Source organism: Micromonospora sp. NPDC048842, from assembly GCF_040649935.1.
GTDB lineage: Bacteria > Actinomycetota > Actinomycetes > Mycobacteriales > Micromonosporaceae > Micromonospora > Micromonospora hortensis.
Genome location: NZ_JBEZGK010000004.1, coordinates 268,457 through 290,951, shown reverse-complemented (window position 1 = coordinate 290,951; position 22,495 = coordinate 268,457). Strand labels below are relative to the sequence as shown.

Sequence of the window (22,495 nt, the reverse complement as noted above, 5' to 3'; positions counted from 1 at the left end):
CCGCACCGGTCAGCCCTCGCCGAGCCGTTCGGCGTACGCGTCGCGCAGCTCGGGCCAGCCGTAATCCTTGGCCTCCGCGCCGCGGATCGGGCCGACCGGGTCGCCGTCGAGCAACCGGTCTGCCACGTCGAGGCAGAGGTGCCAGCCGGCCGCGACCATCGGCACGATGCCCCGGTCGGCGACCGTGTGCCGCAGGGTGAGCCGGGTGCCGCTGCCCAGCGGGCTCAGCTCCCAGCGCAGCAGGTCGTCGCCCCAGGTGTACTCCAGCAGGTGCGGCGGCTCGGCCCGGCGTACCGCCGCCGGGTCTTCCTGGGTGGTCTCGCCGTCGATGAGGGTGAGGACGGCGGCGCCGGCGCTGCCGAGGTCGCGGTCGGCGAGGAACGGCGCCCACTGCGCGAGCTGGGCCGGGTCGGTCAGTGCCGCCCAGACGGCGGCCGGCGGATGCCGCAGGTCGCGGACGAAGACGAGTGTCGCGCCGCCGTCGGTGGGCTCGGCGCGCACGTCGGCGGGTGGGCTCGGGCGGAACGCGTCGCGGTCCATTCACTGCTCCTGACTGTCGAGGTGCCGTTCCAGGGCGTCCAGGTGTCGGGCCCAGAGTCGCCGGTACGGGTCGAGCCAGCCGTCGACGTCCCGTAGTGGGCCGGGGTCGAGGCGGTAGATCCGCTGTCGGGCGGCCGTCCGGCAGGTGACGAAGCCGGCGTCGCGAAGCACCCGCAGGTGTTTGGAGACGGCTGGCTGGCTGACTCCGAGCCCGTCGACCAGCTCGCCGACGCTGCGTTCGGCGTCGCGGAGCTGATCGAGGATCCGGCGCCGGGTGGGCTCGGCGAGGACGGTGAAGGCGTCGGTGGACACCTTTCCAATATGCCTTCTCCGTCATATGACTGTCAAAGCATACGACGACAGTCGCCGTCCCGACGCGGCACCGCCGATCGGCTCCCTATGCTCGGATCATGGAACTTCGGATCTTCACCGAGCCCCAGCAGGGCGCCAGCTACGACCAGTTGCTCGCCGTCGCCCGCTGCGCGGAGGACGCCGGCTACGGCGCGTTCTTCCGTTCCGACCACTACCTGATGATGGGTGACGTGAGCGGCGAGCCCGGCCCCACCGACGCGTGGACCACGCTCGCCGGCCTGGCCCGGGAGACCAGCCGCATCCGGCTCGGCACGCTGATGACCGCCGCCACCTTCCGGCTGCCCGGCCCGCTGGCGATCACAGTCGCGCAGGTCGACCAGATGAGCGGCGGCCGGGTGGAGCTGGGCATCGGCACCGGCTGGTACGCCGAGGAGCACAGCGCGTACGGCATCCCGTTCCCGCCCCTGGCCGAGCGGTTCGACCGGCTGGAGGAGCAGCTCGCCGTCATCACCGGGCTCTGGGCCACGCCGCCGGGGGAGCGGTTCGACCACGACGGCAGGTGCTACCCGGTCCGGGACTCGCCCGCCCTGCCCAAGCCCGTGCAGCCGCGTCCTCCGATCCTGCTCGGCGGGACGGGCCCGAAGCGCACCCCTCGGCTGGCCGCCCGCTACGCGGACGAGTTCAACCTGCCGTTCGCCTCGGTGCCGGACACCGCGGCGCAGTTCGACAGGGTCCGCGCGGCCTGCGCCGAGATCGGCCGGGACCCGGGCGGAATGGTCTGGTCCAACGCCCTGGTGCTCTGCTGCGGGCGCGACGACGCCGAGGTGGCCCGGCGGGCCGCCGCCATCGGCCGCGAACCGGACGAGCTGCGGGCCAACGGTCTGGCCGGGACTCCCGCCGAGGTGCTGGACACCATCGGCAGGTACGCGGAGATCGGCAGCGAGCGGTTCTACCTCCAGGTGCTGGACCTCAGCGACCTGGACCACCTGGAGCTGGTCGCCAGCGAGGTGATGGCAAAGCTCTGAGTCGATCGGTGGCCATGGGGACGCCGCCGCCGGTCAGGCCCGGTGGACGCCCGTCCCGACCGCGTTCGGGTCACCCAGCACGGTGTCCAGCCGCCCGTCGCGGTCACTGTCCACGTAGGTGATGTCCGGAATCCCGTCGCCGTCCACGTCGATCTGGACGACGTCGGCGACGCCGTCACCGTCGAGGTCGGTGACCACCTCCACCGAGCCGTCCAGGTGACGCGTCACGATCGACTGTGCGCCACTGGCCCGCGGCGGCGGGCCGGGTGCCGGCACCGGCGTCGGGGCGGGCGCGGGCGCCGGTGTCGGTCGAGGGCCGGGGGTGGGCGACGGGTGGCTCGGAAGCCCGCCGGCCGGCGGTGCGCTGGCCTGCTCGACCTCGGTGCCGGTGGGGTCCAGCTCCTCCTCGGAGGGGAAGACGTCACCTCGTGCGGCCGGATCGCGGTAGCTGCTCATGGGCGTAGGGTTCCCCGACGACGACGAGAACAACCGTGCCCGATCGACCGGTGTCCTTGGTGCCCGGTCTGGCGGAAGATGTCGGGACCGACGCCACGGTCATGAAACGGGGGTCCGAGCGTGGAATTGCGCCGGAATCGGGGGGCCCGTGCGCTCGCCCTGGTGTGCGTACTCGGTGGAGTGCTCCTGTTGGTCTATCGCAGCGACGGCGCCCTGCTACGGACGATCATCGCGGTGGGGGCGATCGCGCTCGGCGCGGTGGCGCTGGTCAGCGCGATGCGGCCGTTCCGGTTCAGGATCCACGCGGACGGGCTCAGCATCCGGCGGCCCGGCCTGCGTCGGGAGATCGGGTGGGCCGAGGTGGACGTGCTGGTCCTCGACGAGCCGCCCCGACGCGACGGCCATCCGGAGCCGCCACGACTGCTGATGGTGCCGGTGCAGGCCGTGCCGCGTGAGCTGGTGACCGCCCGCCACCCGCTCGACGGCCGAGCAGCCGTCGAGTTGCTCGTCCTCGACCAGGTCCGTGAGCAGCCCGAGCAGGTGTCCGCAGCGCTCACCCAACATGCCGGTGGCCGTTTCGTCGACCTGCTCGCGCTGCGTCGCGCCGCCTTCGAGACCCCGGAGCTCCCGGTCGGCCTGCGGGGCTACCAGATGGACCGGGTCGACCGGTTGATCCGACGCGGCCAGGACGCGCTGATGTCCGGGGACGCGTCAGCCCGGCAGGCGGCCCGCGGAGAGATCGAACGCGCCATCACTGCCGGTCTGCCGGTCGCCCAACGTGGTTACGGCACGTTCCAGACGGATACGGTTCTGGACGCCCTCGTCACCGCGTTGGCCGACCAGCAGAGCACCGATCGGGAGACCGCCACATGACCGCGCAGGGATCGCACGCCGCGTCGACCACTGAGGTTCCGCGCCGCAACTGGGCCGGCAACGTGCGGTACGCCGCGAAGGCGTTCCACCGCCCCACCTCCGTCGACGAACTGCGCCGGCTCGTCGCCGGCAGCAGCCGGATCCGGGCGGTGGGCAGCGGGCACTCCTTCAACAGTCTCGGCGACACCGACGGTGACCTGGTCAGCCTCGCCGGGCTGCCCCCGGTCGTCGAGGTGGACCACGAGCGGGGACAGGTCACAGTGAGCGGCGCGCTGCGCTACGGCGACCTCGCCCGACAGTTGCACACCCAGGGGTACGCGCTGGCGAACCTCGCCTCGCTGCCGCACATCTCGGTGGCCGGTGCGGTGGCCACCGCCACCCACGGCTCCGGCCAGACCCACGGCAACCTGGCCAGCGCTGTCGCCGGCCTGGAGCTGGTCACCGCCGACGGCGATCTGCTCCGGGTCGACAGCGACACCGACACGTTCGCCGGCATGGTGGTCGGGCTCGGCGCGCTCGGCCTGGTCACCCGCGTGACCCTGGACGTGGTGCCGACCTTCGCGCTGCGCCAGTACGTACGCCTCGACCTGGACCGGACGGCGTTGGACGAGGCGCTCGGCTCGGCGTACAGCGTCAGTGTCTTCACCGACTTCCGTACGCCCCGGCTGCGCGAGGTGTGGCGCAAGCAGTTGGCCGACCAGCCGCAACCTTCGGCGGACTGGCTGGGCACCACAGCGGCCGACCAGCCCCGGCACCCGGTGCTCGGGATGCCGGCGGAGAACTGCACCCCGCAGCTCGGCGAGCCGGGCCCGTGGCACGAGCGGCTGCCGCACTTCAAGCTCGGCTTCACCCCGAGCAGCGGCGACGAACTGCAGTCCGAGTACCACGTCGCCCGTACGGCGGCGGCTGACGCGCTCGCCGCGCTGGACGACCTGGCCGACCTGATCGCCCCGGTGCTGCTGGTGTCCGAGCTGCGGACGGTCGCGGCCGACGAGCTGTGGCTCAGCCCGAACTACCGGCGGGACAGCTTCGTGCTGCACTTCACCTGGGTCGACGACACCGCGGCGGTGCTGCCCGTGGTGGCCGCCGTGGAGGAGCGGCTGGCGCCCTTCGCGCCCCGCCCACACTGGGGCAAGGTCTTCGTCACCGACCCGGCGGAGCTGTCCGCCCGCTACCCGAGGTACGCCGACTTCGCCGCGCTCCTGGCCGACCTGGACCCGACGGGCACGTTCCGCACCGACGCCCTGGACCGCTACTTCCCCCGCTGACCGAGCGCGTGCCATAGCGCCGTGGCATGGGGCGGCTGGGATTGGTGGGGTGGAAGACCATCGACAGACACTGATGTTTGTCGATGAGTCTCATCGTCCGGTCCCCGTCCCGGGACCGTCGGCTCCACCCCTCGGAGCGAGACATGCAGCCCGTACCCGCCATCACCCCCGAACCAGTCGCCCCTCGTCCCCGCCGCGGTCTGCGGTGGGCGCTCGCCCTGGCAGTGCTCGGCGCCGGACTGGGCGCAGCGCCGGCCGCCCACGCCGCAGCCAGCCCGTACGAGCGCGGCCCGGCCCCCACAGTGGCCAGCATCGAGGCCAGCCGCGGTGCGTTCGCCATCGCCCAGAGCACCGTCGCTGCCTCCAGCGTCAGCGGGTTCCGGGGAGGAACGATCTACTACCCGACCAGCACCGCCGAGGGCACCTTCGGCGCTGTGGCGATCTCACCCGGCTACACCGCCACCCAGTCCAGCGTGGCCTGGCTGGGGCCGCGCCTCGCCTCGCAGGGCTTCGTGGTGATCACGATCGACACGTTGTCCCGCTACGACCAGCCGACCAGCCGGGGCACGCAACTGCTCGCAGCCCTGGACTACCTCACCAACACCAGCGGCGTGCGTACCCGGATCGACCGCAACCGGCTCGCCGTGATGGGGCACTCGATGGGCGGCGGCGGCAGCCTCTCGGCGGCGAACTCACGACCGCAGTTGCAGGCCGCGATCCCGCTGACCGGCTGGCACACGGTCAAGAACTGGTCCGGCGTACGGGTGCCGACGCTTGTGGTCGGCGCGGAGAACGACTCGGTGGCGCCGGTCTCGTCGCACTCGGAGCCCTTCTACACCAGCCTGCCGTCCACGCTGGACAAGGCGTACCTGGAACTCAACAACGCCAGCCACTCCGCGCCCACCTCGACGAACGTGACTGTCGCCAAGTACAGCATCTCCTGGCTGAAGCGCTTCGTTGACGACGACACCCGCTACGACCAGTTCCTCTGCCCCGCACCCCCCGCCTCGACAACCATCCAGGAGTACCGCAACACCTGCCCCCACTCCTGACCCGTTGCCCCCTGCCCCCTGCCCCGCATCACCGGGAGGGGGTGGGGGTGCGGAGGGTGCTGCGTTGGACGGCGCGGCTGATGTCGCTGGGGGAGACTATGCCGGTCAGACGGCCGTCCTCGGTCACCACCAGGGCGCGGCCGTCGGCGCACTCGGAGAGCCGGGGGAGCAGGTCGTTGAGCTGTTCGCCGGGCTGGGCCAGCACCAGTTCGTCGGCTCGACAGGCCACCTCGGCCAGCGTGGTCGACGCCCGCCGCTCCGGCGGCACGCCCCGCACCCGGTCGACGGTGACCAGGCCGGTCGGCCGGCCGTCCTCGGTCAGCGGCAGCGCCGAATGCCGGTACGCGAACAGGTAGTGGTCGACGAAGTCCGCGACAGTCATCTGCGCCGAGGCGGTCTGCGGCTGCGGGGTCATCACATCGCCCACCCGAATCCCGCGCAGCGCGGTGCCGGTGCGGGCCTGCCGCTCCTCCATCCCGGCCGCCCCGATCAGGAACCAGCCGATCAGCGCCAACCACAGCCCGCCGAAACCCACACCGGACAGGAACTGCCACAACCCCAGGCCGATCAGCAGCACACCCAGCACCCAGCCGGCCCGGGCGGCGACCACTGAGGCGCGGGTCCGGTCACCGGTGGCCTTCCAGACCGCGGCGCGCAGCAACCGGCCACCGTCCAGGGGCGCGGCCGGCAACACGTTGAAGATGGCCAGCAGGACGTTGATCCCCGCCAGCCAGGCCACCGCCCCGAACAGCAGCCCGCCCTGCCCGGCCAGCGCGAGCAGCGCCGCGATGGCACCGAAGAACGCCCCGATCAGCAGGCTGACCAGTGGGCCGACGCCTGCGATGCGCAACTCGGCGCCCGGGTCACGCGGCTCGCCCCGCAACTCGGCCACGCCGCCGAACAGCCACAGCGTGATGCCGTCGACAGTCAGCCCGTTGCGTTTGGCGACGATCGCGTGCGACACCTCGTGGGCGAGCAGGCCGACGAAGAACACCACCGCCGCGGCCAGCCCGGCGATCAGGTACGCCACCGACGAGCGGTCGGGGTACGAACGGGGGAACTGGTTCGCTGCCAAGCCCCAGGCGATCAACGCGAAGATGACCAGCACGCTCCAGTTGACGCCGACCGGCACTCCCGCGACCCGGCCAAGCCGGAAACTGGCCCTCATCCCACCGAGATACCCCGCCAGACCGTGGGCATGCCGAGGACTCAGGCAAACGGTGTGATCCACTCCGCTTTCGTGAAGTCGGGGTGTTCTGGCGCCAGGGATACCCCGACGTCATGGACGACGAGTGGATCATGCCCGCCTGTCTGGCGCCGAGCCCAGGTCAGCGGCGGGGGGTCTCGCTGGCGATGGTCATCTCGCGGGGCAATGCCGCCGCGCGCAGCGCCCAGTCCAGCGCGTAGTCGGCGATCTGCTCCCAGCCGTCCTGGCCGACGGTGAAGTGCGATCGGCCGGCGAACTGCTCGTACGCGGTCAGGGCCCGGGACTTCTGGTAGAGCCCGGCGTTGGCGCGGACCACCGAAGCCGGCACCACGTGGTCGACCTCGCCGGCCATCAGCAGCAGCGGCGCCCGGTCGTTGCGACCGACGTCGACGCGGGCCGGCGAGCGCGGGTCGAGGTTGGCGAACGCGCCCTCGAAGAAGACCCGCCCGGCGCCGGGGACGGCGTAGCGCCGCCAGGCCCGGTCGGAGTCCTCGCGGCTCATCGTGTTGCCGAAGGCGTAGGCGAAGTCGTCAGGGGTGAACGGGACGGCCTTGCCCCGGTTGGCGGGGCTGCGCAGGATCGGAAAGCCCGAGCGCAGCTGACTCAGTGGCACCTTGAGCACGCCCTTCACCGCAGCAGGGTGCACTCCCACCACCGCCGCGCCGAGACCCCGGTCGGCAAGGACCTGGGCGAACAGGCCGCCGAACGAGTGCCCCATGATGATCGGCGGGCGGGGCAGCGCCCGGATGATCCGGTCGTAGTGCGCCACGATCGTGGCCATGCTCTGCTCGGCGATCGGGCCGGGGTCGTCGCGCAACTCCTCCACTGACCGGTCCATGCCGGGCCAGGCGGGGGCGATGACGTGCATGCCGCGCTCGGTGTACCGCCGGGCCCACCCCTCCCAGCTACGCGGCGTCATCCAGAGCCCGTGGATCAGCACGACCGTGTCGACCTGACCCTGCGGCGTGGCACCCATCGCGTCCTCCCGGTGTCGCGGTTCGGCCCGGCGGTTACCCGCTGTGCCCGTCCGGAATCCGGCCGCCCTGACAAATGTCACGGTCGGAGCGTGACGACCGCTCCGGGCATCGGGGTACGCCCCACCGGAGCATCAGTGGCATGACCAGTACGCATCCGGCTGTCGAGTTGGACGGCCTCACCAAGAGCTTCGGCACGGTCACCGCTGTCGACGGGTTGAGCCTACGGGTGCAGCCCGGCGAGGTGGTGGCGTTCCTCGGCCCGAACGGCGCGGGCAAGACCACCACCATCGACATGCTGCTCGGGCTGTCCCGCCCGGACACGGGCACCGTCCGCGTCCTCGGCGGCACCCCTGACGAAGCGGTGGCCCGAGGTCGGGTCGCCGCCGTACTCCAGACCGGTGGGCTGCTCAAGGACCTCACGGTGGGCGAGACGGTACGGATGACCGCCCACTTCTACCGGCACACCCGCCCGGCGGCGGAGGTGCTGGAGCGGGCCGGTATCACCGACATCGCCGACCGGGTGGTCGGGCGCTGCTCGGGCGGTCAGCAGCAACGACTGCGCTTCGCGCTGGCCCTGCTGCCCGACCCGGACCTGATGGTGCTCGACGAGCCGACCACCGGCATGGACGTCGAGGGTCGGCGCGACTTCTGGCAGGCCCTGCGCCGTGACGCCCGGCGGGGACGGACAGTCATCTTCGCCACCCACTACCTGGACGAGGCGGACGCGTACGCGGACCGGATCGTGCTGGTCCGACAGGGGCGCATCGTCGCCGACGGCACCACCGCGGAGATCAAGAACCTGGCCGCCGGCCGTACCGTGCGGGCCACCCTGCCCGGCGCCGACCAGGCAGCGCTCGCCGCCCTGCCCGGCGTGGACGCCGTGGAGGTGCGCGGCGACAGCGTGCTGGTGCGGACCGGTGACTCGGACGCCGTCGCCCGGCACCTGCTGACCCGGACCGCCGCCCGGGACGTCGAGATCACCTCCCGCAACCTCGAGGACGCCTTCCTCGCCCTGACCACAGCGCAGACCGGAGCCTGAGATGACCATCTCCACCCCCACCCGCGCCGCTGTCACCGAGCCGGACCGTCGGCTGCCCGCGCTGGGCGGGTTCGCTCCCGGCGCCCTGGGTATCGAGCTGCGCCGGGTGCTGCGCAACCGCCGCACCCTCGCCTTCACGCTGATCATGCCGGGCGTCTTCTTCCTCATCTTCGGCCTGCCGCAGGGCGGGCAGTCACTGGACAACGGTCGGCCGGTGACGGCGTACGTGATGATCAGCTTGGCCGTCTACGCGGCGATGGTGGCCACCACCAGCGTCGGTGGCGCGGTGGCCACCGAGCGGGCGTTGGGCTGGAGCCGGCAACTGCGGCTCACCCCGCTGCGCCCGGCGGCGTACGTGGCGACCAAGCTGATCACCGCGATGAGTCTCGGTCTGCTCGCGGTCGTCATCGAGTTCCTGGTGGGTGCCGTGGCCGGCGTTCGCGTCCCGGCGTACGTCTGGCTGCTGTCCGGGCTCGCCGCCTGGGTCGGCTCGCTGGTCTTCGCCGCGTTCGGTCTCTTCATCGGCTACCTGGCGCCGGCCGAGAACGTCATGCAGATCATCGGCCCCGTCCTGGCGGTGCTGGCCATGTTCGGCGGGTTGTTCGTCCCGGTCGAGGTGCTGCCGGACGTGCTCCAGCAGGTCGCGAAGTTCACCCCGGTGTACGGCATGGGCGTGCTGGCCCGCGCCCCACTGACCGGCGACGGGGTGAGCATGGCGGCGGTGGCGAACCTCGTCGTCTGGGCGTTGCTCTTCGGCGTCGGCGCGGCCCGGCTGTTCCGCCGGGACACCGCGCGGGTCTGACCGGCCGCGACCGCTAGCGTGAACCCGATGGACCTCTCGACCGGGCAGCCCTGGCCGGTGAGCCGCCACTGGCGGGTCACCGGCTGGCTGCTGGCCGCCGTCTGGCTGTTCTTCCTCAACGTGCCGCTCGCCACAGCGCTGCACCAGCCGGAGCCGTGGCGGCGGGCCCTCGGCGTGGTGGCCCTGGTCGTCTTCGGCATCGGTTACGTGCTGCTGTTCCAGTGGGCCCGCAAGCTGCGCCAGTCAATGCTGCCGATTCCGACGGGTCGGGCGCGGGTCGGGCTGGCGCTGCTGCTCGCGGTGGGTCTGGCCAGCCTCCCGGGCACCGAAGGGGACTGGCTGGCCACCCTTGTCTACGTGGCCGCGGCGGCGGTGTTCCTGCTGCCGCCGTGGGAGGCGCTGGCCGTCGTGGTGCTCTGCGCGGTGACCCCCGTGCTGGCCTCCTGGCTGGTGCCGGGGTGGGAGGCGGAGAACGGCATCGTCTTCGCGGTGCTGCTCGCCTCGTTCGCCATGTTCGGGGTGTCCCAGTTGGCCCAGCGCAACAGCGAACTGCGCGCCGCCCAACAGGAGATCGGTCGGCTCGCGGTCGCCGAGGAGCGGTCCCGCGCCGCCCGCGACCTGCACGACATCCTCGGACACTCGCTGACAGTGGTGGCGATCAAGGCCGAGTTGGCAGGGCGTCTGATCGAGGTCGACCGGGAGCGGGCCGCCGTCGAGATCGCCGAGGTGGAGGCGCTGGCCCGGGCCGCGCTGGCCGACGTACGGCAGACGGTCGGGGCGTACCGCGAGGTCAGTCTCGCCGCGGAGCTGGCCGGCGCCCGCTCCGCGCTGGCCGCGGCGGGCATCGCGGCGGACGTGTCGACCGAGGTGCCGGCGCTGCCGGAGGAGTGGGACCGGTTGTTCGGCTGGGCGGTACGGGAAGGGGTGACAAACGTGGTCCGGCACAGCGGGGCGCGATGCTGCGTGATCCGGGTCCACCCGGATCGGGTCGAGATCAGTGACGACGGTCGTGGCCCGTCCACACCCGACCCGAGCGGGCACGGGCTGGTCGGCCTGCGGGAGCGGGCGCGGCGGCTGGACGCGGTGGTGACGGTCGGCCGTCGGCCGGCGGGCGACGGTTTTCTGCTGCGGGTGCACGCGCCGGGGGAGGCCCGGTGAGCGGCGGTTCCACGCCGATCCGGCTGCTGCTCGCCGACGACCAGGCGCTGGTCCGGGGCGCGCTGGCCGCCCTGCTCTCGCTGGAGGAGGACCTGACGGTGGTCGCCGAGGTCGGCCGGGGCGACGAGGTGGTGCCCGAGGCTCGACGCAGCGCCCCGGACGTCGCCCTGCTGGACGTGGAGATGCCCGGCCTGGACGGAATCGCCGCCACCGCGGCGTTGCGGGCCGCGCTGCCGACCTGCCGGGTGCTGGTGGTGACCACCTTCGGCCGACCCGGCTACCTGCGCCGGGCGATGGAGGCCGGTGCGAGCGGTTTCGTTGTCAAGGACACCCCGGCCCGGCAGCTCGCCGACGCGGTCCGCCGGGTGCACGCCGGCCTGCGGGTGGTCGACCCGACGCTGGCCGCGGAGACCCTGGCCGCCGGGGTCAGCCCGCTGACCGAGCGGGAAACCGAGGTGCTGCGGACCGCGCGAGGCGGTGGCAGCGCCGCCGACCTGGCCAGGGCGTTGCACCTCTCCGAGGGGACGGTACGCAACCACCTGTCCGCGGCGATCGGCAAGACCGGTGCCCGCAACCGGGCCGACGCGATCCGGGTCGCCGAGCAGAACGGCTGGCTGCTCGGCGAGTGACGCTGCCGGCCGGCGCTCAGGCGGTCGGCGGCGGGGCGGCCAGTTGGTCGACCACGACGACGCTGCTTCCGGGACGGACCTCGGCGAGCAGTTCCCGCTGACCGCTGCGGGTCAGCCGGATACAACCGTTTGTGGTGTTCTCGCCCAGCTCGTCGTCGTGGTGCCAGGTGTGCACCCCGATGTGCGCGCCGCGCAGCCCGGACGGCACCGACTCCGGGTCGTCGGGCACCGAACCGAGGGCGTAGATGTCCACCCCGCCGTAGACCTCCTCCGGCGGTGGGGTGCGGCCCAGGATGAAGGTCCGCCCCAGTGGAGTCTCCTGGCCCGACTGGCCGAGGCTGACCTCCCAGGTGCGCACCGCCTTGCCGGCCCGGTACCAGGTGAGCCGGTGGACCTTGCGTTCCACAACGATCTGGTCGCGCAGCGGCACCGTCTCGAACCCGCCGGGCGGCAGCCAGGCGAGCCGGCGGTTGGCCGAGGGCAGCAGGACGGCCGTCCAGCCGGCGCGCCGCTGGGCGATCGGCATTGTCAGCTCGACACCGCGGATGGTCGGTTCGAGGAAGGCGCGCGGCCGACCGCCGGGCGCGTCGTACGCGGCGATCCGTCTGGTCGGGTGCACGCCCTCGGTCAGCGGTGTGACGTCCATGGTGTCCGGGTCGGCGGGGAACCCTCCGGGTGCGGGGTCGTAGTCGACAACCGGCAGCCCGTCCGGGGCGGGCGCGGCCGGAGGGATCGACTCCTCCGGGCTCTGGTCCACACTGCTCGGAGTCGGGTCGGCTACCACCACGTTGCGGTCGTCGGGGGCCGTCGAGCTGGGGGTGAGGGCCTGGCCGACAAGCAGCGCGGTCACCAGCAGCGCGGGTACGCCGATCGCGGCGGCCACCCAGACGCCGCGACGACGGTACGGAGTCTTTCGGTCAAACGGCACGAAACCACTCTATGGTGGCTGATGCTTCGGGGCCCCCGGTTCGGCGAGACCCGCCGTCCGGAGGCCCCTGTCGAATCAGATTCGCGCGCCGATGTGAATGGCCACGGCGTCGTGCGCCGGCACGTTCGTCGCGAACCAGCCGCTACCGTCCACCGTGATCACCGGTCCGCTGCACGTGCCGCTCGCGTACGTGCCGTGGATGACGTCGCAGTATCGACCGGCGGGCAGCCCCGTGTAGTAGGAGCGGCCGTTCACAGCGGCGTCCTCGTCGTTGACCGTGATGAAGCCCTTGCCGCTGCGGCTGAACGCGATGTGGTTGTTGCCGTTGTCGTACCAGTTGGCCACGCCGGCGCCCTCGGTGGCGTTGCGGAAGCCGACCATGTTGGCGATCACCGGCCAGCGGTGTTCGCACTCCCAGCCGGAGTAGCAGGTGGCGTTGAGCGTCTTGTTGGCGCCGTCCGACGGTGGGCCGGCGTCCCGGTTGCTGAAGGTGTAGCTGGACATGACGGTCGGGGAGCCGTACGGCCAGGCCAGCATGAAGGCGTTGGCCAGCGCGTAGATGCCCCGGTCGCGGTAGGTCAGCACACCACCGGAGTCGCGCTGGGTGTCGTGGTTGTCGACGAACACCGAGGCCGAGCCGGTGGGCAGGTGCCCCCAGCCCTCGCCGAAGTTGCGCAGGTACGCCAACCGCTCGGAGCGGAACACCCGGGCCAGGTCCTTGCCGTAGCGGAACTCGTGCACGTCACCGTTGCCCGTGTACTCGGTCGGCTGCACCGGCTCGCCGGCGCCGTGGATGACCTCCTGCACGATGTACGCGGAGCGGGACAGCTTGCCCCTGATGGCGGCGATGTCGGCGGCCGGCATGTGCTTGCTGGCGTCCATCCGGAAGCCGTCGACGCCGAGCGAGAGCAGGTCGTTGAGGTACGAGGCGATCTTCGTGCGGACGTAGTCCGACTCGGTCCTGAGGTCCGAGAGGTTGACCAGCTCGCAGTTCTGCACCTCGTACCGGTCGTTGTAGTTGGCGATGTCGTCGCCGCCGTTGCGCCCACAGTGGTGGAAGTCCTGGGTCTGGTAGATGCCCGGGTAGTCGTAGTGCGAGTAGGACGAGCCGGCCCAGCCGGTGCCGCCGTTGTCCTGACCGGACATGTGGTTGATCACCGCGTCGACGATCACCTTGACCCCGGCCGCGTGGCAGGTGTTCACCATCGACTGGAACTGGGCCCGGGTGCCCTTGCGGGACTCGATCCGATAGCTGACCGGCTGGTAGGCCAGCCACCACTGGTTGCCCCGCACGTGCTCCTGCGGGGGCGAGACCTGCACGAAGCCGTAGCCCTTCGGGCCGAGGGTGCTCTGGCATTCGCTGGCCACCGAGGGCCAGTTCCACTCGAAGAGCTGGACGATGACCTTCTTGCCGCCGGACGGGGCGGCGGCGGCCGGGGGTGCCGTCACGGCGGTGGGGACGAGCAGGCTGGCGATCAGGCCGAGGGCGAGGAGCGCCGAGCCGCGTCGACGTCGGTGCATGGGGACTCCTGACGGGAGCGGGGGTGGTGGTGCGGTGGGGGAGTGCCGGCTTGCCGGAATCTTGCAAGCCTGGCTGAAATTTGCTGAAAGGTTACAAGCGTGTTGCGGCGACTGTCAATGCATGGACATTCGTCACTGTCCAGATCGGTGGGGGAAGCGGGTACAACGCACTGCCGCGCCCCTCGGTTCGATTTCGGCAGAGAAATTTCCGTCGGCGGGTGATCCGCGCGCCCCGCCGGTCCGTACTGGATGGGGGAGCAGGGGTCGGCCGGTGGTACGCCGCCGCGAGACGATCGAGGAGCAGATGGCCCGGGCACAGCAGGACAAGAAGGCGGCGACGGTCCGGACCAGCGCCAGCAGTCGGGGGGTGCGCACCCCGTCGCGATCGGCGAGCGCCCTGCTGATCGCGTCGGTGCTCGCCGCGCTCTGGGCGGCGATCATGTTGACCGGCGCCGGTCAGACGGCGTACGCGTACGGCTTCTTCTTCACCGAGTTCTTCGCCGGGGTGGTCTCCCTGGTGGCGTTGAGCCTCACCGTGATGCTCGGCCTGCTCGCCACCGACCGGCTGGTGCTGCGCATCTCGCACCGGGTGCTGATGCAGTCGGCGCACCGGGCCACCGGCGTGCTGGGCGTGGCCGGGCTCGGTTTCCACGTCCTCACCAAGATCGCCACCGGGCGGGCGGCGGCGACCGACGCGCTGGTGCCGTTCGTCGGTGGCCGAGGGCTCTACGTGGGGCTCGGCACTGTCGCCGCACTGCTGATGGTCAGCGTGATCTGGACCGGCATCATCCGCGCCCGCTTCGCCGACGTCGGTCCGAAGTGGCTGTGGCGCACGCTGCACTCCACCGCCTACCTGGCCTGGCCGTTCGCTGTCTTTCACGGCCTCAACGCCGGTCGGGCCGCGGCGCCCTGGGTGATGTTCAGCTACCTGGGCTGCATTCTGCTGGTGGTGCTGGCCCTGCTGGTCCGGTTCTCGGTCACCATCGGTCGGCGCAGCCGCGAGCAGCACCAGGCAGCGGTGCGTAACGCGGTGATGGCCGGCCGGGCCGAGGAGGCGAAGACCGCCCGATCGCTGCTGGCCGGGTTGGGTCGGCGCAGCAAGGCCGCCGACAAGCGTCCCGCCTGGGCGGAGACCACCACCGCCACCTGGGCCGCGCCGGCCGCACGACGTGACCCGGAACGGTTCACCGTCCCGGTGGTGCCCGAGCCCGGTTCCCTCGTCGAGCCGACCCGGCCCAGCCGACGTCGGCGGGAGGAGGAGCCGGCTGCCCGCCGCGACACCGAACGGTCCTCGCGCAGCCGGCGGGCCGAGGAGACCACTACCAGCCGATCGGCCCGCCGCAGCGTGGAGGACACCGGCACGTTCCGACGCGACGAGGAGGAGCTGGAGCCGGTGAGCCGGCGACGCGGCTCCCGCACCCGGGACGAGGACGTACCGACCGGCCGGCGACGCGCCGACGACCAGACCTCTGAGCGGTCCGGTCGCCGGTCCCGCAGCGAGGACGACGGCAGTCGCTACTCGGCCCCACCGCAGCCGACCTTCGACGACGCCGAGGAGCCGTGGGACAGTCCACGCCGGTGGCAGGCCAACGAGCCCATCTCCGCCGGCCCGATCTCCGTCGAGCCGATCTCGGCCGGCCCGATCTCCAGCAGCCCGATCTCGTCGGCGCCGCGCAGCGGCAGCGGCCGGCACAGCGTCGAGGACGACCTGCCCGAGGAGCCGGACTACTGGCGTCCGCCGGCCCGGTACGTGCCGGACGAGGTGGCGCCGCCCGTCGACGACACCCCGACCCTTGTCGACCTGGCGTCCCGACGTGCTCGACGAGCAGCCGGCGAGGGCAAGTCCAAGCGCCGCAAGGCCAGCGCCGACGCTGTGGACGGGGCGTACTGGGCCGGGCTGCGGGGTGAGGCGAAGTGATGCGGACCGCCGTGCCACCGGTCGCCTGTGTGGGCGAACCGCGGCTCACCGCCGGCTTCGCCGAGTACGGCCGGCTCGACCTGCTCGCGCACGAGGAGGTGCACGGCCCGATCGGCCCGATGGAGCCGGCGCAGCTGCTCCAGCTCGCCGAGGGCATGCAGCTCAAGGGCAAGGGCGGGGCGGGCTTCCCGTTCGCCCGCAAACTGCGCGCGGTGCTGGAGTCCTGCGAGCGGCAGGACCTCGCCGCAGTGGTGGTGGTCAACGCCACCGAGGGGGAGCCGGCCAGCTGGAAGGACAAGGTGCTGCTGACCCGCGCCCCGCACCTGGTCCTGGACGGGGCGGCGCTGGCCGCGTACGCGCTGGACGCCGACGAGATCGTGATCGGTGTGGCGGACGACGGGGTCGGCCGTGACTCGCTGATGGAGGCCCTCGAAGAGCGCCGGATGCCGGTGCAGACGACGATCGTCACAGTGCCGCACCGGTTCATCTCCGGCGAGGGCGGCGCACTGGTCAACGGGATCAACGGGCTGCCGCACATCCCGCCGGGCACCAAGAAGCGCTCCAGCGACTCCGGGGTCAGCGGCCTGCCCACCCTGCTCTCCAACGCCGAGACGTACGCCCAGCTCGCCGTCGGCGCCCGACTGGGCCCGTACGAGTACGCGGCCCTCGGCACCGACGACGAGCCGGGCACCGTGCTGCTCACAGTGACCGGCGCGGCGGGCCGACCGGCGGTGGTGGAATGCACTGCCGGTATGCCGCTGCGCGATGTCCTCGACCTGTGCGAGGTGCCGGCCACCCAGGGCATCCTGATGGGCGGCTACCACGGCAAGTGGATCACCCCGGAGGCGGCGGAGAGGGCCGAGGTATCCCGCAAGGGCCTGGCCGCTGTCGGCGGCACCCTCGGCGCCGGCATCATCGTCCCGCTCGGCGTCGACACCTGCCCGCTCGGTGAGGCCGCCCAGGTGGTGCGCTACCTGGCCGGCGAGTCCGCCGGCCAGTGCGGGCCGTGCAAGATGGGCCTGCCGGACCTGGCCCGCGCCGTTGACCTGGCCGTCGCCGGCAGCCAACCGGCGGACGTGGTGCGCGCCGCCGCCGGCGAGGTTAAGGGCCGGGGCGCGTGCAGCCACCCGGACGGCACCGCCCGCTTCGCGCTCTCGGCGATCGAGGTCTTCGCCGAGGACCTGCGGCTGCACAGCACCGGCGACGGCTGTGGCCGACGGGTCAAGGGCGTGATGGGGCTGCCGGGGGCACCCGACGCGAACCCGCAGAAGCTGACACTGGACTGGTCCCGCTGCGACGGGCATGGCCTCTGCGCGCACGTCGTACCGGACTTCATTCGGCTCGACGCGAACGGATATCCCGCCTTCCCGGCCACCCCCGTGCCGACCTGGCTGCGCGAGGGCGCGCTGAAGGCGGTCAAGGTCTGCCCGGAGCTGGCGCTGCGACTCGCCAAGGCCGAGTAGCGACGCCTCAGGTCCAGCAAGGGTCCCTTCCGGACCGGAAACGGAGAAGCGGATGCGGGTCAGCAGGGCGTGGACAGGGGCCGGGCAGCTTCGCCGCTGGGCAGCGGCCGGGCAGCTTCGCCGTGCCGCCACCGCCGGGGCGCTCGTGGTGGCCCTGTTCAACGTTGCCGCCTGTACCGGCACCGCACCGGGTGGGCCCGCCGCCGCCGGATCGGCCCCGACCTCGACCGGTGCCCCGCCCACGCCGACCGACGCCGCGTCCACCCCGACCGGCGAACCGCCAGCGGCGCGGGTCCCGGACGTCCTGCGCTTCACCGGGACCACGCTCGGCGGGGCCGCCTTCGACGCGGCACGGCTCGCCGGCAAACCGGTGGTCCTGTGGTTCTGGGCCCCGTGGTGCGCCACCTGCGCCAGCCAGGCCTGGACGGTGGCCGAGATCGAACCCAGGTACCGGGACACGGTGCCGATCGTGGGCGTCGCCGGGCTGGGCGAGCGGAAGGCCATGAAGGAGTTCGTCACCGAGTTCGACCTCGGCGCGACGCAGCAGATCGAGGACACCGCTGGCGCGCTCTGGAAGCGGTTCAAGGTGACCGAGCAGAGCATCTTCGTGATCATCGACCGGAACGGCACTGTCGTCCACCACGGCTTCCTCGACGGTGAGGCGCTCACCGCCAAGGTCGCCGCACTGGCCGGGGCGTGACCGCCACACTGCTGCTCGCGCTGACCGCCGGCATGCTCGGCGCGGTCAATCCGTGCGGCTTCGCGTTGCTGCCCGCGTACCTCTCGCTGTTGGTCGCCGGGACGTCGGACACCCGCGGCGCGGTCGGCCGCGCGCTCACCGCGGCGGCCGGGCTGACAGTGGGGTACGTGCTGGTGTTCGGCGCGTTCGGCCTGGCGCTCGCGCCGCTGGCCGGCTGGTTGCGGCCCCGCCTGCCGTGGCTGACGGTGGCGCTCGGCGTGCTGCTGGTGGTGGCCGGCTGCTGGTTGCTCGCCGGCCGTCGACTGCCCGCCCCCGGCTGGTCCGCCCGGGCGCCCCGGTTGACCCGGTCCTGGCCGTCGATGGCGCTGTTCGGCGCGGTGTACGCGTTGGCGTCGCTCGGCTGCGCCATCGCGCCGTTCCTGGCCATCGTGGTGACCAGCCTCCAGGCCGGCTCGACCGGTCAGGGGTTGGCGCTGTTCGGCGCGTACGCCCTCGGGATGGGTCTGGTGGTGGCTGTCGCCGCGCTCGGGGTGGCGCTGCTGCGCGACGGCCTGGTGGCCCGGCTACGCGTCGCCGGCGCGCTGGTGCCCCGACTCAGTGGCCTGGTGCTGCTGGTCGCCGGCGGCTACGTCGCCTGGTACGGCTGGTACGAGCTACGCCTGGCCGCCGGCCGCCGCGACGCCCTCGGCGACCCGGTCATCCAAGCGGCGTCCCAGCTACAACGAACCCTGGCCAACACCCTGGACTCGGTCGGCCCGGCCCTGCTCGTAGCCGCCCTAGCGGCCCTCCTGCTGACAGCAGCCCTAACCAGGCGCTCCCGCCCCCGCCCCGTCGATCATGAAGTTATTGCCGTGACACGCCGAGGCGAGGGGCAATAACTTCATGATCAACGCCGGGATGGGCTAGCGGGGGGTTAGGCGGTCGGTACCTAGGCGGTCCTGGAGGACCTTGGGGACCAGGACGCTGCCGTCGGCCTGCTGGTACTGCTCCAGGATGGCCGGGAAGAGCCGGCTGGTGGCCAGCGCCGAACCGTTGAGGGTGTGCACGAAGCGGGTCTGCTTGCCGCCCGGCTCGCGGTAACGGATGGCCGCCCGACGAGCCTGGTAGTCGCCGGCCCAGGAGACCGACGACACCTCCTTGTACTTGCCGGTGCTCGGCATCCACACCTCGATGTCGAGGGTCTTCTTCATCGAGGCGCTGGCGTCACCGGCGGAGAGCAGCGTGCGCTGGTAGTGCAGACCCAGCCCCTCGACCAGGCTCTCGGCGTGGGCGAGCATCTCCTCCAGCGCCGCGTCGGCCTGCTCCGGCAGGGTGAACTGGAAGATCTCCACCTTGTTGAACTGGTGCCCCCGCACCGTGCCGCGCTCGTCCGAGTGCGAGCCGGCCGACTCCCGCCGGTAGCACGGGGTGTACGCGAACGCCTTCAGCGGCAGCTTCGGGGTCTCCAGGATCTCGTCCTGGTACGCGCCGAGGATCGCCGTCTCCGACGTGGGCAGCAGGAACTGGCCACGCGGGGCGGACGCCGAGTCCAGGTGGTAGACGTCGTCGTAGAACTTCGGGAACTGACCGGCGGCGAAGCCGGCCGAGTCCAGCAGCAGGTGCGGCGGGAGCAGGAACTCGTAGCCGGCCTTGATGTGCTGGTCGACGAAGTAGTTGAGCAGCGCCCACTCCAGCCGGGCGCCGACCCCGGTGTAGATCCAGAAACCGGACCCACCGAGCTTGACCCCGCGCTCGTAGTCGACAAGGCCCAACGCGCGGCTCAGCTCCACGTGGTCGCGGACCTTCTCGATCACCGGCGGCTCACCGAAGGTCTTCACCACCCGGTTGGCTTCCTTGCCGCCGGCCACGACGTCGTCGCTGGGCAGGTTGGGCAGCTCACTCATCGCGTCGCGCAGCCGAGCCTGCACCTCGTCAAGCTGGGACTCCAGCTCGGCGAGCTGCTTACGCTCCGCCTCCGGCGCGGCGGCCTGCGGCTCCTCGCCGGCCCGCTTCGCCTGCGCGTACGCCCGGGCCTCGGCCTTGCGGCGCTGCCGCTCGGCGTCGATCTCCGTGATCAGGGCGCGGCGTTCCTGGTCGAGCCGCTGGATCTCGTCCAGGGCACGGGTGACCTCGGCGGGATCCAGACGCTTCGCCAGCGCGGTTGCCACCGCCTCGCGATCCTTCCGGATCAACTCCATGTCGAGCATGCTGCTCCGTACGCCTCCGTCCGGGGTTCACTGGTGAACCATCAGATGTTACCGTCGCGCACGTTTCCACCCGACTACGGGGAGCGCGAGGGATTTCTACAGCCGGATCGGCATGAGCACCGAGTAGGTGTCCGCGTCGTCCGGTCGGCGTACGGCCAGCGGGGCGATCGGCCCATCCAACTCCAGCACCAGTTGCGGCGCGCCGGCCGCGTTCAGCGCGTCCAGCAGGTAACCACCGTCCACCCCGACCCGCAGCGCGTCGGAGCCCAGCTCGGCGGCGGGAAGCAGCCGCAGCTCGCCCTTGTCGTCGACGCCGAGAACCGTGACCGCCCGGGTCGTGCCGTCGTGGTCGCGGGCGACGGTGGGGGCCGCCGGGTCGGCAAGCGCCGCGCGCAGCGCTGCCGCGTCCACCGGGATCCGCCGCGCGGTCGGCCGCTCACCGACTGACTTGCGCAGCAGCCGGTGGTAGTCGGGGAAGTCGTACGGCAGGGCGGCGCCGGTCAGCGTGCGGTCGGCCACCCGCACCCGCAGGTCCGCGCCCGCCACGCTCAGCCGTACCGGCCAGGTGTCGGCCGTGTCGAGCAGCGGCCGGAGCTGGTCGACGAGGGCCACCGGCACGAACACCCGCACCGGCGGCCCGTCGACGTCGGCCCCGGCCCGAGCCAGGGCGAGCCGGTACCTGTCGGTGGCGACGAGCCGGACCCCGTCGGACTCCACGTCGAACAGCACGCCGGCGAGCATCGGCAGCTCCGGATCGACGCCGACGGCGAAGCGCACCGCGTCGAGCGCGGCGGCCAGGGCGGCGGGGGCGACCAGGAGTGTGGTGGCGGTCGTTGGGGCCGGGTCCACCAGGGCCCGGAGCCGGTCGACCTCGCGGCGGGCGTCGCTGAGCCCGTCGGCCAGCCTGCGCAGGTGCGCATCGAGCAGTTGGTGCACCACTGCCGGCTCGGCGCGTACCGCGGCGGCGATCTCCGGCACCGGCATGCCGATCCGACGCAGCCCGGCCACCAGCCGGGCCGGGGCGATCTGCCCCTCGGTGTACCAGCGGTAGCCGGTCACCGGGTCGACGAGGGTCGGCTCCAGCACCCCCGCCGAGTCGTAGAAGCGCAGTGCGCTGACGGTCAGGCCGCTGGCCCGGGCCAGCTCGCCGATGCTGTGCAGGTCGCTCACGCTGGGCATCCTGCCCCCTCGACCCGGTCGAGGGTCAAGCCGAGGGCCCCCGTGTCTCCTGCTTGAGCACCCGGAAGGTGAGGCCGGCCCGGACGAGCCGGTCGAGCAGCGCGTCACCCATCGCGGCGACCGGGGTGAGCTGCCCGGCGGTCGGCGGCAGCTCGTCGAGCGCCAGGCACAGCGCCGACTCGGCGAGCATCTTCGCCGTCTCGTCGTAGCCGGGGTCACCGCCGGCGACCTCGGTGACCACCCGCTGCCCGCCGCCGGTGCCGACGAACCGGACCCGGAACCAGGACGACGCCCGCTGCGCCGCGGTGGGCCCCTGCCCGGACGCGAGCCGCCCGAGCAGCCAGCGTCGGCTGGGCGGCAGCTTCACCAGCCCGATCAGCGCGCCGAGCCCGGCCGCGCCGGCCAGCACCGTGGGCAGCCGCTTCACGGCGGCGAAGTGCCGGTAGCGGAAGTCCGGGCCGTACTCCGGGCGGGCCGCGGCCGAGCGGCGGACCACCTGCGGGTCGATGGTCGGCAGCGGCACGGTCCAGATCCCCAGCTCCGCCGAGTGGGCCAGCCGGCCGGGCACCGCCCGGACCCGCCGGTCGGTGGGGCGCGGCTCGACAGCCCGACGGTCCCGGGCGGCCCGGCTGGCCTGCCCGGTACGGGAGAACGCGGTGAGCGCAGAGTGGTAGGTGCCGGCGGAGAACCGGCCGCCGGCGCGCACGTACCCGTCCACTGTGATCGGTACGTCGGCGGGCAGCTGCTTGACTGTGAACCAGACGCCCAGGTCGTGCGGGATGGAGTCGAAGCCGCAGGCGTGCACCAGCCGCGCGCCGGTGCGTGTCGCCTCGGCGTGGTGACGCACGTACATGCTGTCGACGAACTCCGGCTCGCCAGTGATGTCCAGGTAGTCGGTGCCGGCCCGGGCGCAGGCCCCGACCAGTGGCTCCCCGTGGTGGACGTACGGGCCGACGGTGCTGGCCACCACCCGGGCGCTCTCCGCCACCGCCCGCAGGGAGTCGGCGTCGGTCACGTCGGCGGTGAGCAGCGGCAGCTCGGCCAGGCTCGGGTCGATAGCGGCGAGCCGATCCCGTACGGCGGCGAGGCGCTGCGGGTTGCGCCCGGCCAACGCCCAGCGCAGCTCGGCCGGCGCGTGTCGGGCCAGGTATTCGGCGGTCAGGCCGCCGGTGAACCCGGTCGCTCCGAACAGCACCACGTCGTACGTTCGCTCGCCAGTCATCCTCAGAGTCTGCCATTCGTGGTCGCCGATCAGCGATCAC

At 72.5% G+C, this 22,495-nt stretch carries 22 protein-coding genes; 12 read left to right on the top strand and 10 right to left on the bottom strand.

The window, feature by feature from the left end:
- Positions 1–9: 9 nt before the first annotated feature.
- Together AB0C19_RS08445 and AB0C19_RS08440 are read right to left on the bottom strand one after the other, a co-directional pair.
- Entirely contained in the window at positions 10–540 is a 531-nt protein-coding gene (locus AB0C19_RS08445; protein ID WP_357181368.1) for an SRPBCC family protein, read from the bottom strand.
- Positions 541–852: a metalloregulator ArsR/SmtB family transcription factor gene (locus tag AB0C19_RS08440; RefSeq protein WP_112699184.1), complete on the bottom strand. Its 312-nt coding sequence runs from the start codon at positions 850–852 to the stop codon at positions 541–543.
- Between the two features lie 98 nt (positions 853–950).
- Between AB0C19_RS08440 and AB0C19_RS08435 the strand changes: the two genes are divergently transcribed.
- Positions 951–1,877: an LLM class F420-dependent oxidoreductase gene (locus AB0C19_RS08435; RefSeq protein WP_357181365.1), complete on the top strand. Its 927-nt coding sequence runs from the start codon at positions 951–953 to the stop codon at positions 1,875–1,877.
- A 33-nt stretch (positions 1,878–1,910) separates the two neighbouring features.
- Here AB0C19_RS08435 and AB0C19_RS08430 read toward each other — a convergent pair whose 3' ends face one another.
- Positions 1,911–2,333, bottom strand: coding sequence for a hypothetical protein (locus tag AB0C19_RS08430; protein ID WP_357181362.1), 423 nt, complete (start codon positions 2,331–2,333; stop codon positions 1,911–1,913).
- 120 nt (positions 2,334–2,453) lie between these two features.
- Between AB0C19_RS08430 and AB0C19_RS08425 the strand changes: the two genes are divergently transcribed.
- The 3 genes from AB0C19_RS08425 to AB0C19_RS08415 all read left to right on the top strand — a co-directional run bounded on the left by AB0C19_RS08425 (position 2,454) and on the right by AB0C19_RS08415 (position 5,526).
- Positions 2,454–3,206: a hypothetical protein gene (locus AB0C19_RS08425; protein WP_357181359.1), complete on the top strand. Its 753-nt coding sequence runs from the start codon at positions 2,454–2,456 to the stop codon at positions 3,204–3,206.
- Positions 3,203–4,474 carry an FAD-binding protein gene (locus AB0C19_RS08420; protein ID WP_357181356.1) on the top strand — a complete coding sequence of 424 codons (1,272 nt, stop codon included), beginning with the start codon at positions 3,203–3,205 and terminating at the stop codon, positions 4,472–4,474. Before AB0C19_RS08425 ends, AB0C19_RS08420 begins: the two co-directional genes overlap by 4 nt.
- Positions 4,475–4,617: 143 nt before the next feature.
- Entirely contained in the window at positions 4,618–5,526 is a 909-nt protein-coding gene (locus AB0C19_RS08415; RefSeq protein ID WP_357181354.1) for an alpha/beta hydrolase, read from the top strand.
- 28 nt (positions 5,527–5,554) lie between these two features.
- Here the strand turns inward: AB0C19_RS08415 and AB0C19_RS08410 are convergent, their stop codons facing one another.
- Entirely contained in the window at positions 5,555–6,694 is a 1,140-nt protein-coding gene (locus AB0C19_RS08410) for a site-2 protease family protein (protein ID WP_357181351.1), read from the bottom strand.
- A gap of 160 nt (positions 6,695–6,854) precedes the next feature.
- Positions 6,855–7,790, bottom strand: a complete 936-nt coding sequence (locus AB0C19_RS08405; RefSeq protein WP_357181348.1) for an alpha/beta fold hydrolase — start codon at positions 7,788–7,790, stop codon at positions 6,855–6,857.
- Positions 7,791–7,849: 59 nt separating this feature from the next.
- Between AB0C19_RS08405 and AB0C19_RS08400 the strand changes: the two genes are divergently transcribed.
- From AB0C19_RS08400 to AB0C19_RS08385, 4 genes are read left to right on the top strand one after another with little or no spacing between them, the layout of a single operon-like run.
- Positions 7,850–8,749, top strand: coding sequence for an ABC transporter ATP-binding protein (locus AB0C19_RS08400; protein ID WP_357181345.1), 900 nt, complete (start codon positions 7,850–7,852; stop codon positions 8,747–8,749).
- Between the two features lies 1 nt (position 8,750).
- Positions 8,751–9,551 carry an ABC transporter permease gene (locus AB0C19_RS08395; protein WP_357181343.1) on the top strand — a complete coding sequence of 267 codons (801 nt, stop codon included), beginning with the start codon at positions 8,751–8,753 and terminating at the stop codon, positions 9,549–9,551.
- A gap of 27 nt (positions 9,552–9,578) precedes the next feature.
- Positions 9,579–10,709 (top strand): histidine kinase, encoded by a 1,131-nt coding sequence (locus tag AB0C19_RS08390; RefSeq protein WP_357181341.1) that lies wholly within the window; start codon positions 9,579–9,581, stop codon positions 10,707–10,709.
- Entirely contained in the window at positions 10,706–11,338 is a 633-nt protein-coding gene (locus AB0C19_RS08385) for a response regulator transcription factor (protein WP_181539422.1), read from the top strand. The genes AB0C19_RS08390 and AB0C19_RS08385 overlap by 4 nt, the downstream gene beginning before the upstream one ends.
- A 16-nt stretch (positions 11,339–11,354) precedes the next feature.
- Here AB0C19_RS08385 and AB0C19_RS08380 read toward each other — a convergent pair whose 3' ends face one another.
- Together AB0C19_RS08380 and AB0C19_RS08375 are read right to left on the bottom strand one after the other, a co-directional pair.
- A complete protein-coding gene (locus tag AB0C19_RS08380) occupies positions 11,355–12,266 on the bottom strand; it encodes a L,D-transpeptidase (protein WP_357181338.1) in 912 nt (303 codons plus the stop codon).
- Positions 12,267–12,341: 75 nt separating this feature from the next.
- Positions 12,342–13,787: an alpha-amylase family glycosyl hydrolase gene (locus AB0C19_RS08375; protein WP_357181335.1), complete on the bottom strand. Its 1,446-nt coding sequence runs from the start codon at positions 13,785–13,787 to the stop codon at positions 12,342–12,344.
- A 271-nt stretch (positions 13,788–14,058) separates the two neighbouring features.
- Between AB0C19_RS08375 and AB0C19_RS08370 the strand changes: the two genes are divergently transcribed.
- Genes AB0C19_RS08370 through AB0C19_RS08355 form a run of 4 tightly spaced genes read left to right on the top strand, consistent with a single transcriptional unit; the run spans position 14,059 to position 18,746 of the window.
- The gene (locus tag AB0C19_RS08370; protein WP_357181332.1) at positions 14,059–15,705 is read left to right on the top strand and encodes a ferric reductase-like transmembrane domain-containing protein; all 1,647 of its coding nucleotides are present in this window, start codon (positions 14,059–14,061) and stop codon (positions 15,703–15,705) included.
- A complete protein-coding gene (locus AB0C19_RS08365) occupies positions 15,705–17,168 on the top strand; it encodes an NADH-ubiquinone oxidoreductase-F iron-sulfur binding region domain-containing protein (RefSeq protein ID WP_357181329.1) in 1,464 nt (487 codons plus the stop codon). Before AB0C19_RS08370 ends, AB0C19_RS08365 begins: the two co-directional genes overlap by 1 nt.
- Before the next feature lie 52 nt (positions 17,169–17,220).
- A complete protein-coding gene (locus AB0C19_RS08360; RefSeq protein WP_357181325.1) occupies positions 17,221–17,868 on the top strand; it encodes a thioredoxin-like domain-containing protein in 648 nt (215 codons plus the stop codon).
- Entirely contained in the window at positions 17,865–18,746 is an 882-nt protein-coding gene (locus tag AB0C19_RS08355) for a cytochrome c biogenesis protein CcdA (protein ID WP_357181322.1), read from the top strand. The genes AB0C19_RS08360 and AB0C19_RS08355 overlap by 4 nt, the downstream gene beginning before the upstream one ends.
- A 24-nt stretch (positions 18,747–18,770) precedes the next feature.
- On the opposite strand, the gene serS is transcribed toward AB0C19_RS08355, so the two are convergent.
- The 3 genes from serS to AB0C19_RS08340 form a co-directional block, all read right to left on the bottom strand.
- Positions 18,771–20,054, bottom strand: a complete 1,284-nt coding sequence (gene serS, locus AB0C19_RS08350; protein ID WP_357181319.1) for a serine--tRNA ligase — start codon at positions 20,052–20,054, stop codon at positions 18,771–18,773.
- Between the two features lie 96 nt (positions 20,055–20,150).
- Positions 20,151–21,233 (bottom strand): MerR family transcriptional regulator, encoded by a 1,083-nt coding sequence (locus tag AB0C19_RS08345; protein ID WP_357181316.1) that lies wholly within the window; start codon positions 21,231–21,233, stop codon positions 20,151–20,153.
- A gap of 25 nt (positions 21,234–21,258) precedes the next feature.
- Positions 21,259–22,455 carry a saccharopine dehydrogenase NADP-binding domain-containing protein gene (locus AB0C19_RS08340; RefSeq protein WP_357181313.1) on the bottom strand — a complete coding sequence of 399 codons (1,197 nt, stop codon included), beginning with the start codon at positions 22,453–22,455 and terminating at the stop codon, positions 21,259–21,261.
- Positions 22,456–22,495 lie beyond the last annotated feature (40 nt).

Excerpts from the sequence above, each read along its gene's own strand:
- AB0C19_RS08375 (WP_357181335.1), bottom strand. The coding sequence starts at position 13,787 with ATGCACCGACGTCGACGCGGCTCGGCGCTCCTCGCCCTCGGCCTGATC.
- AB0C19_RS08360 (WP_357181325.1), top strand. The coding sequence starts at position 17,221 with ATGCGGGTCAGCAGGGCGTGGACAGGGGCCGGGCAGCTTCGCCGCTGG.
- AB0C19_RS08445 (WP_357181368.1), bottom strand. The coding sequence starts at position 540 with ATGGACCGCGACGCGTTCCGCCCGAGCCCACCCGCCGACGTGCGCGCC.
- AB0C19_RS08365 (WP_357181329.1), top strand. The coding sequence starts at position 15,705 with ATGCGGACCGCCGTGCCACCGGTCGCCTGTGTGGGCGAACCGCGGCTC.
- AB0C19_RS08420 (WP_357181356.1), top strand. The coding sequence starts at position 3,203 with ATGACCGCGCAGGGATCGCACGCCGCGTCGACCACTGAGGTTCCGCGC.
- AB0C19_RS08390 (WP_357181341.1), top strand. The coding sequence starts at position 9,579 with ATGGACCTCTCGACCGGGCAGCCCTGGCCGGTGAGCCGCCACTGGCGG.
- AB0C19_RS08415 (WP_357181354.1), top strand. The coding sequence starts at position 4,618 with ATGCAGCCCGTACCCGCCATCACCCCCGAACCAGTCGCCCCTCGTCCC.
- AB0C19_RS08340 (WP_357181313.1), bottom strand. The coding sequence starts at position 22,455 with ATGACTGGCGAGCGAACGTACGACGTGGTGCTGTTCGGAGCGACCGGG.
- AB0C19_RS08435 (WP_357181365.1), top strand. The coding sequence starts at position 951 with ATGGAACTTCGGATCTTCACCGAGCCCCAGCAGGGCGCCAGCTACGAC.
- AB0C19_RS08410 (WP_357181351.1), bottom strand. The coding sequence starts at position 6,694 with ATGAGGGCCAGTTTCCGGCTTGGCCGGGTCGCGGGAGTGCCGGTCGGC.
- serS (WP_357181319.1), bottom strand. The coding sequence starts at position 20,054 with ATGCTCGACATGGAGTTGATCCGGAAGGATCGCGAGGCGGTGGCAACC.
- AB0C19_RS08395 (WP_357181343.1), top strand. The coding sequence starts at position 8,751 with ATGACCATCTCCACCCCCACCCGCGCCGCTGTCACCGAGCCGGACCGT.
- AB0C19_RS08430 (WP_357181362.1), bottom strand. The coding sequence starts at position 2,333 with ATGAGCAGCTACCGCGATCCGGCCGCACGAGGTGACGTCTTCCCCTCC.
- AB0C19_RS08400 (WP_357181345.1), top strand. The coding sequence starts at position 7,850 with ATGACCAGTACGCATCCGGCTGTCGAGTTGGACGGCCTCACCAAGAGC.
- AB0C19_RS08345 (WP_357181316.1), bottom strand. The coding sequence starts at position 21,233 with ATGCCCAGCGTGAGCGACCTGCACAGCATCGGCGAGCTGGCCCGGGCC.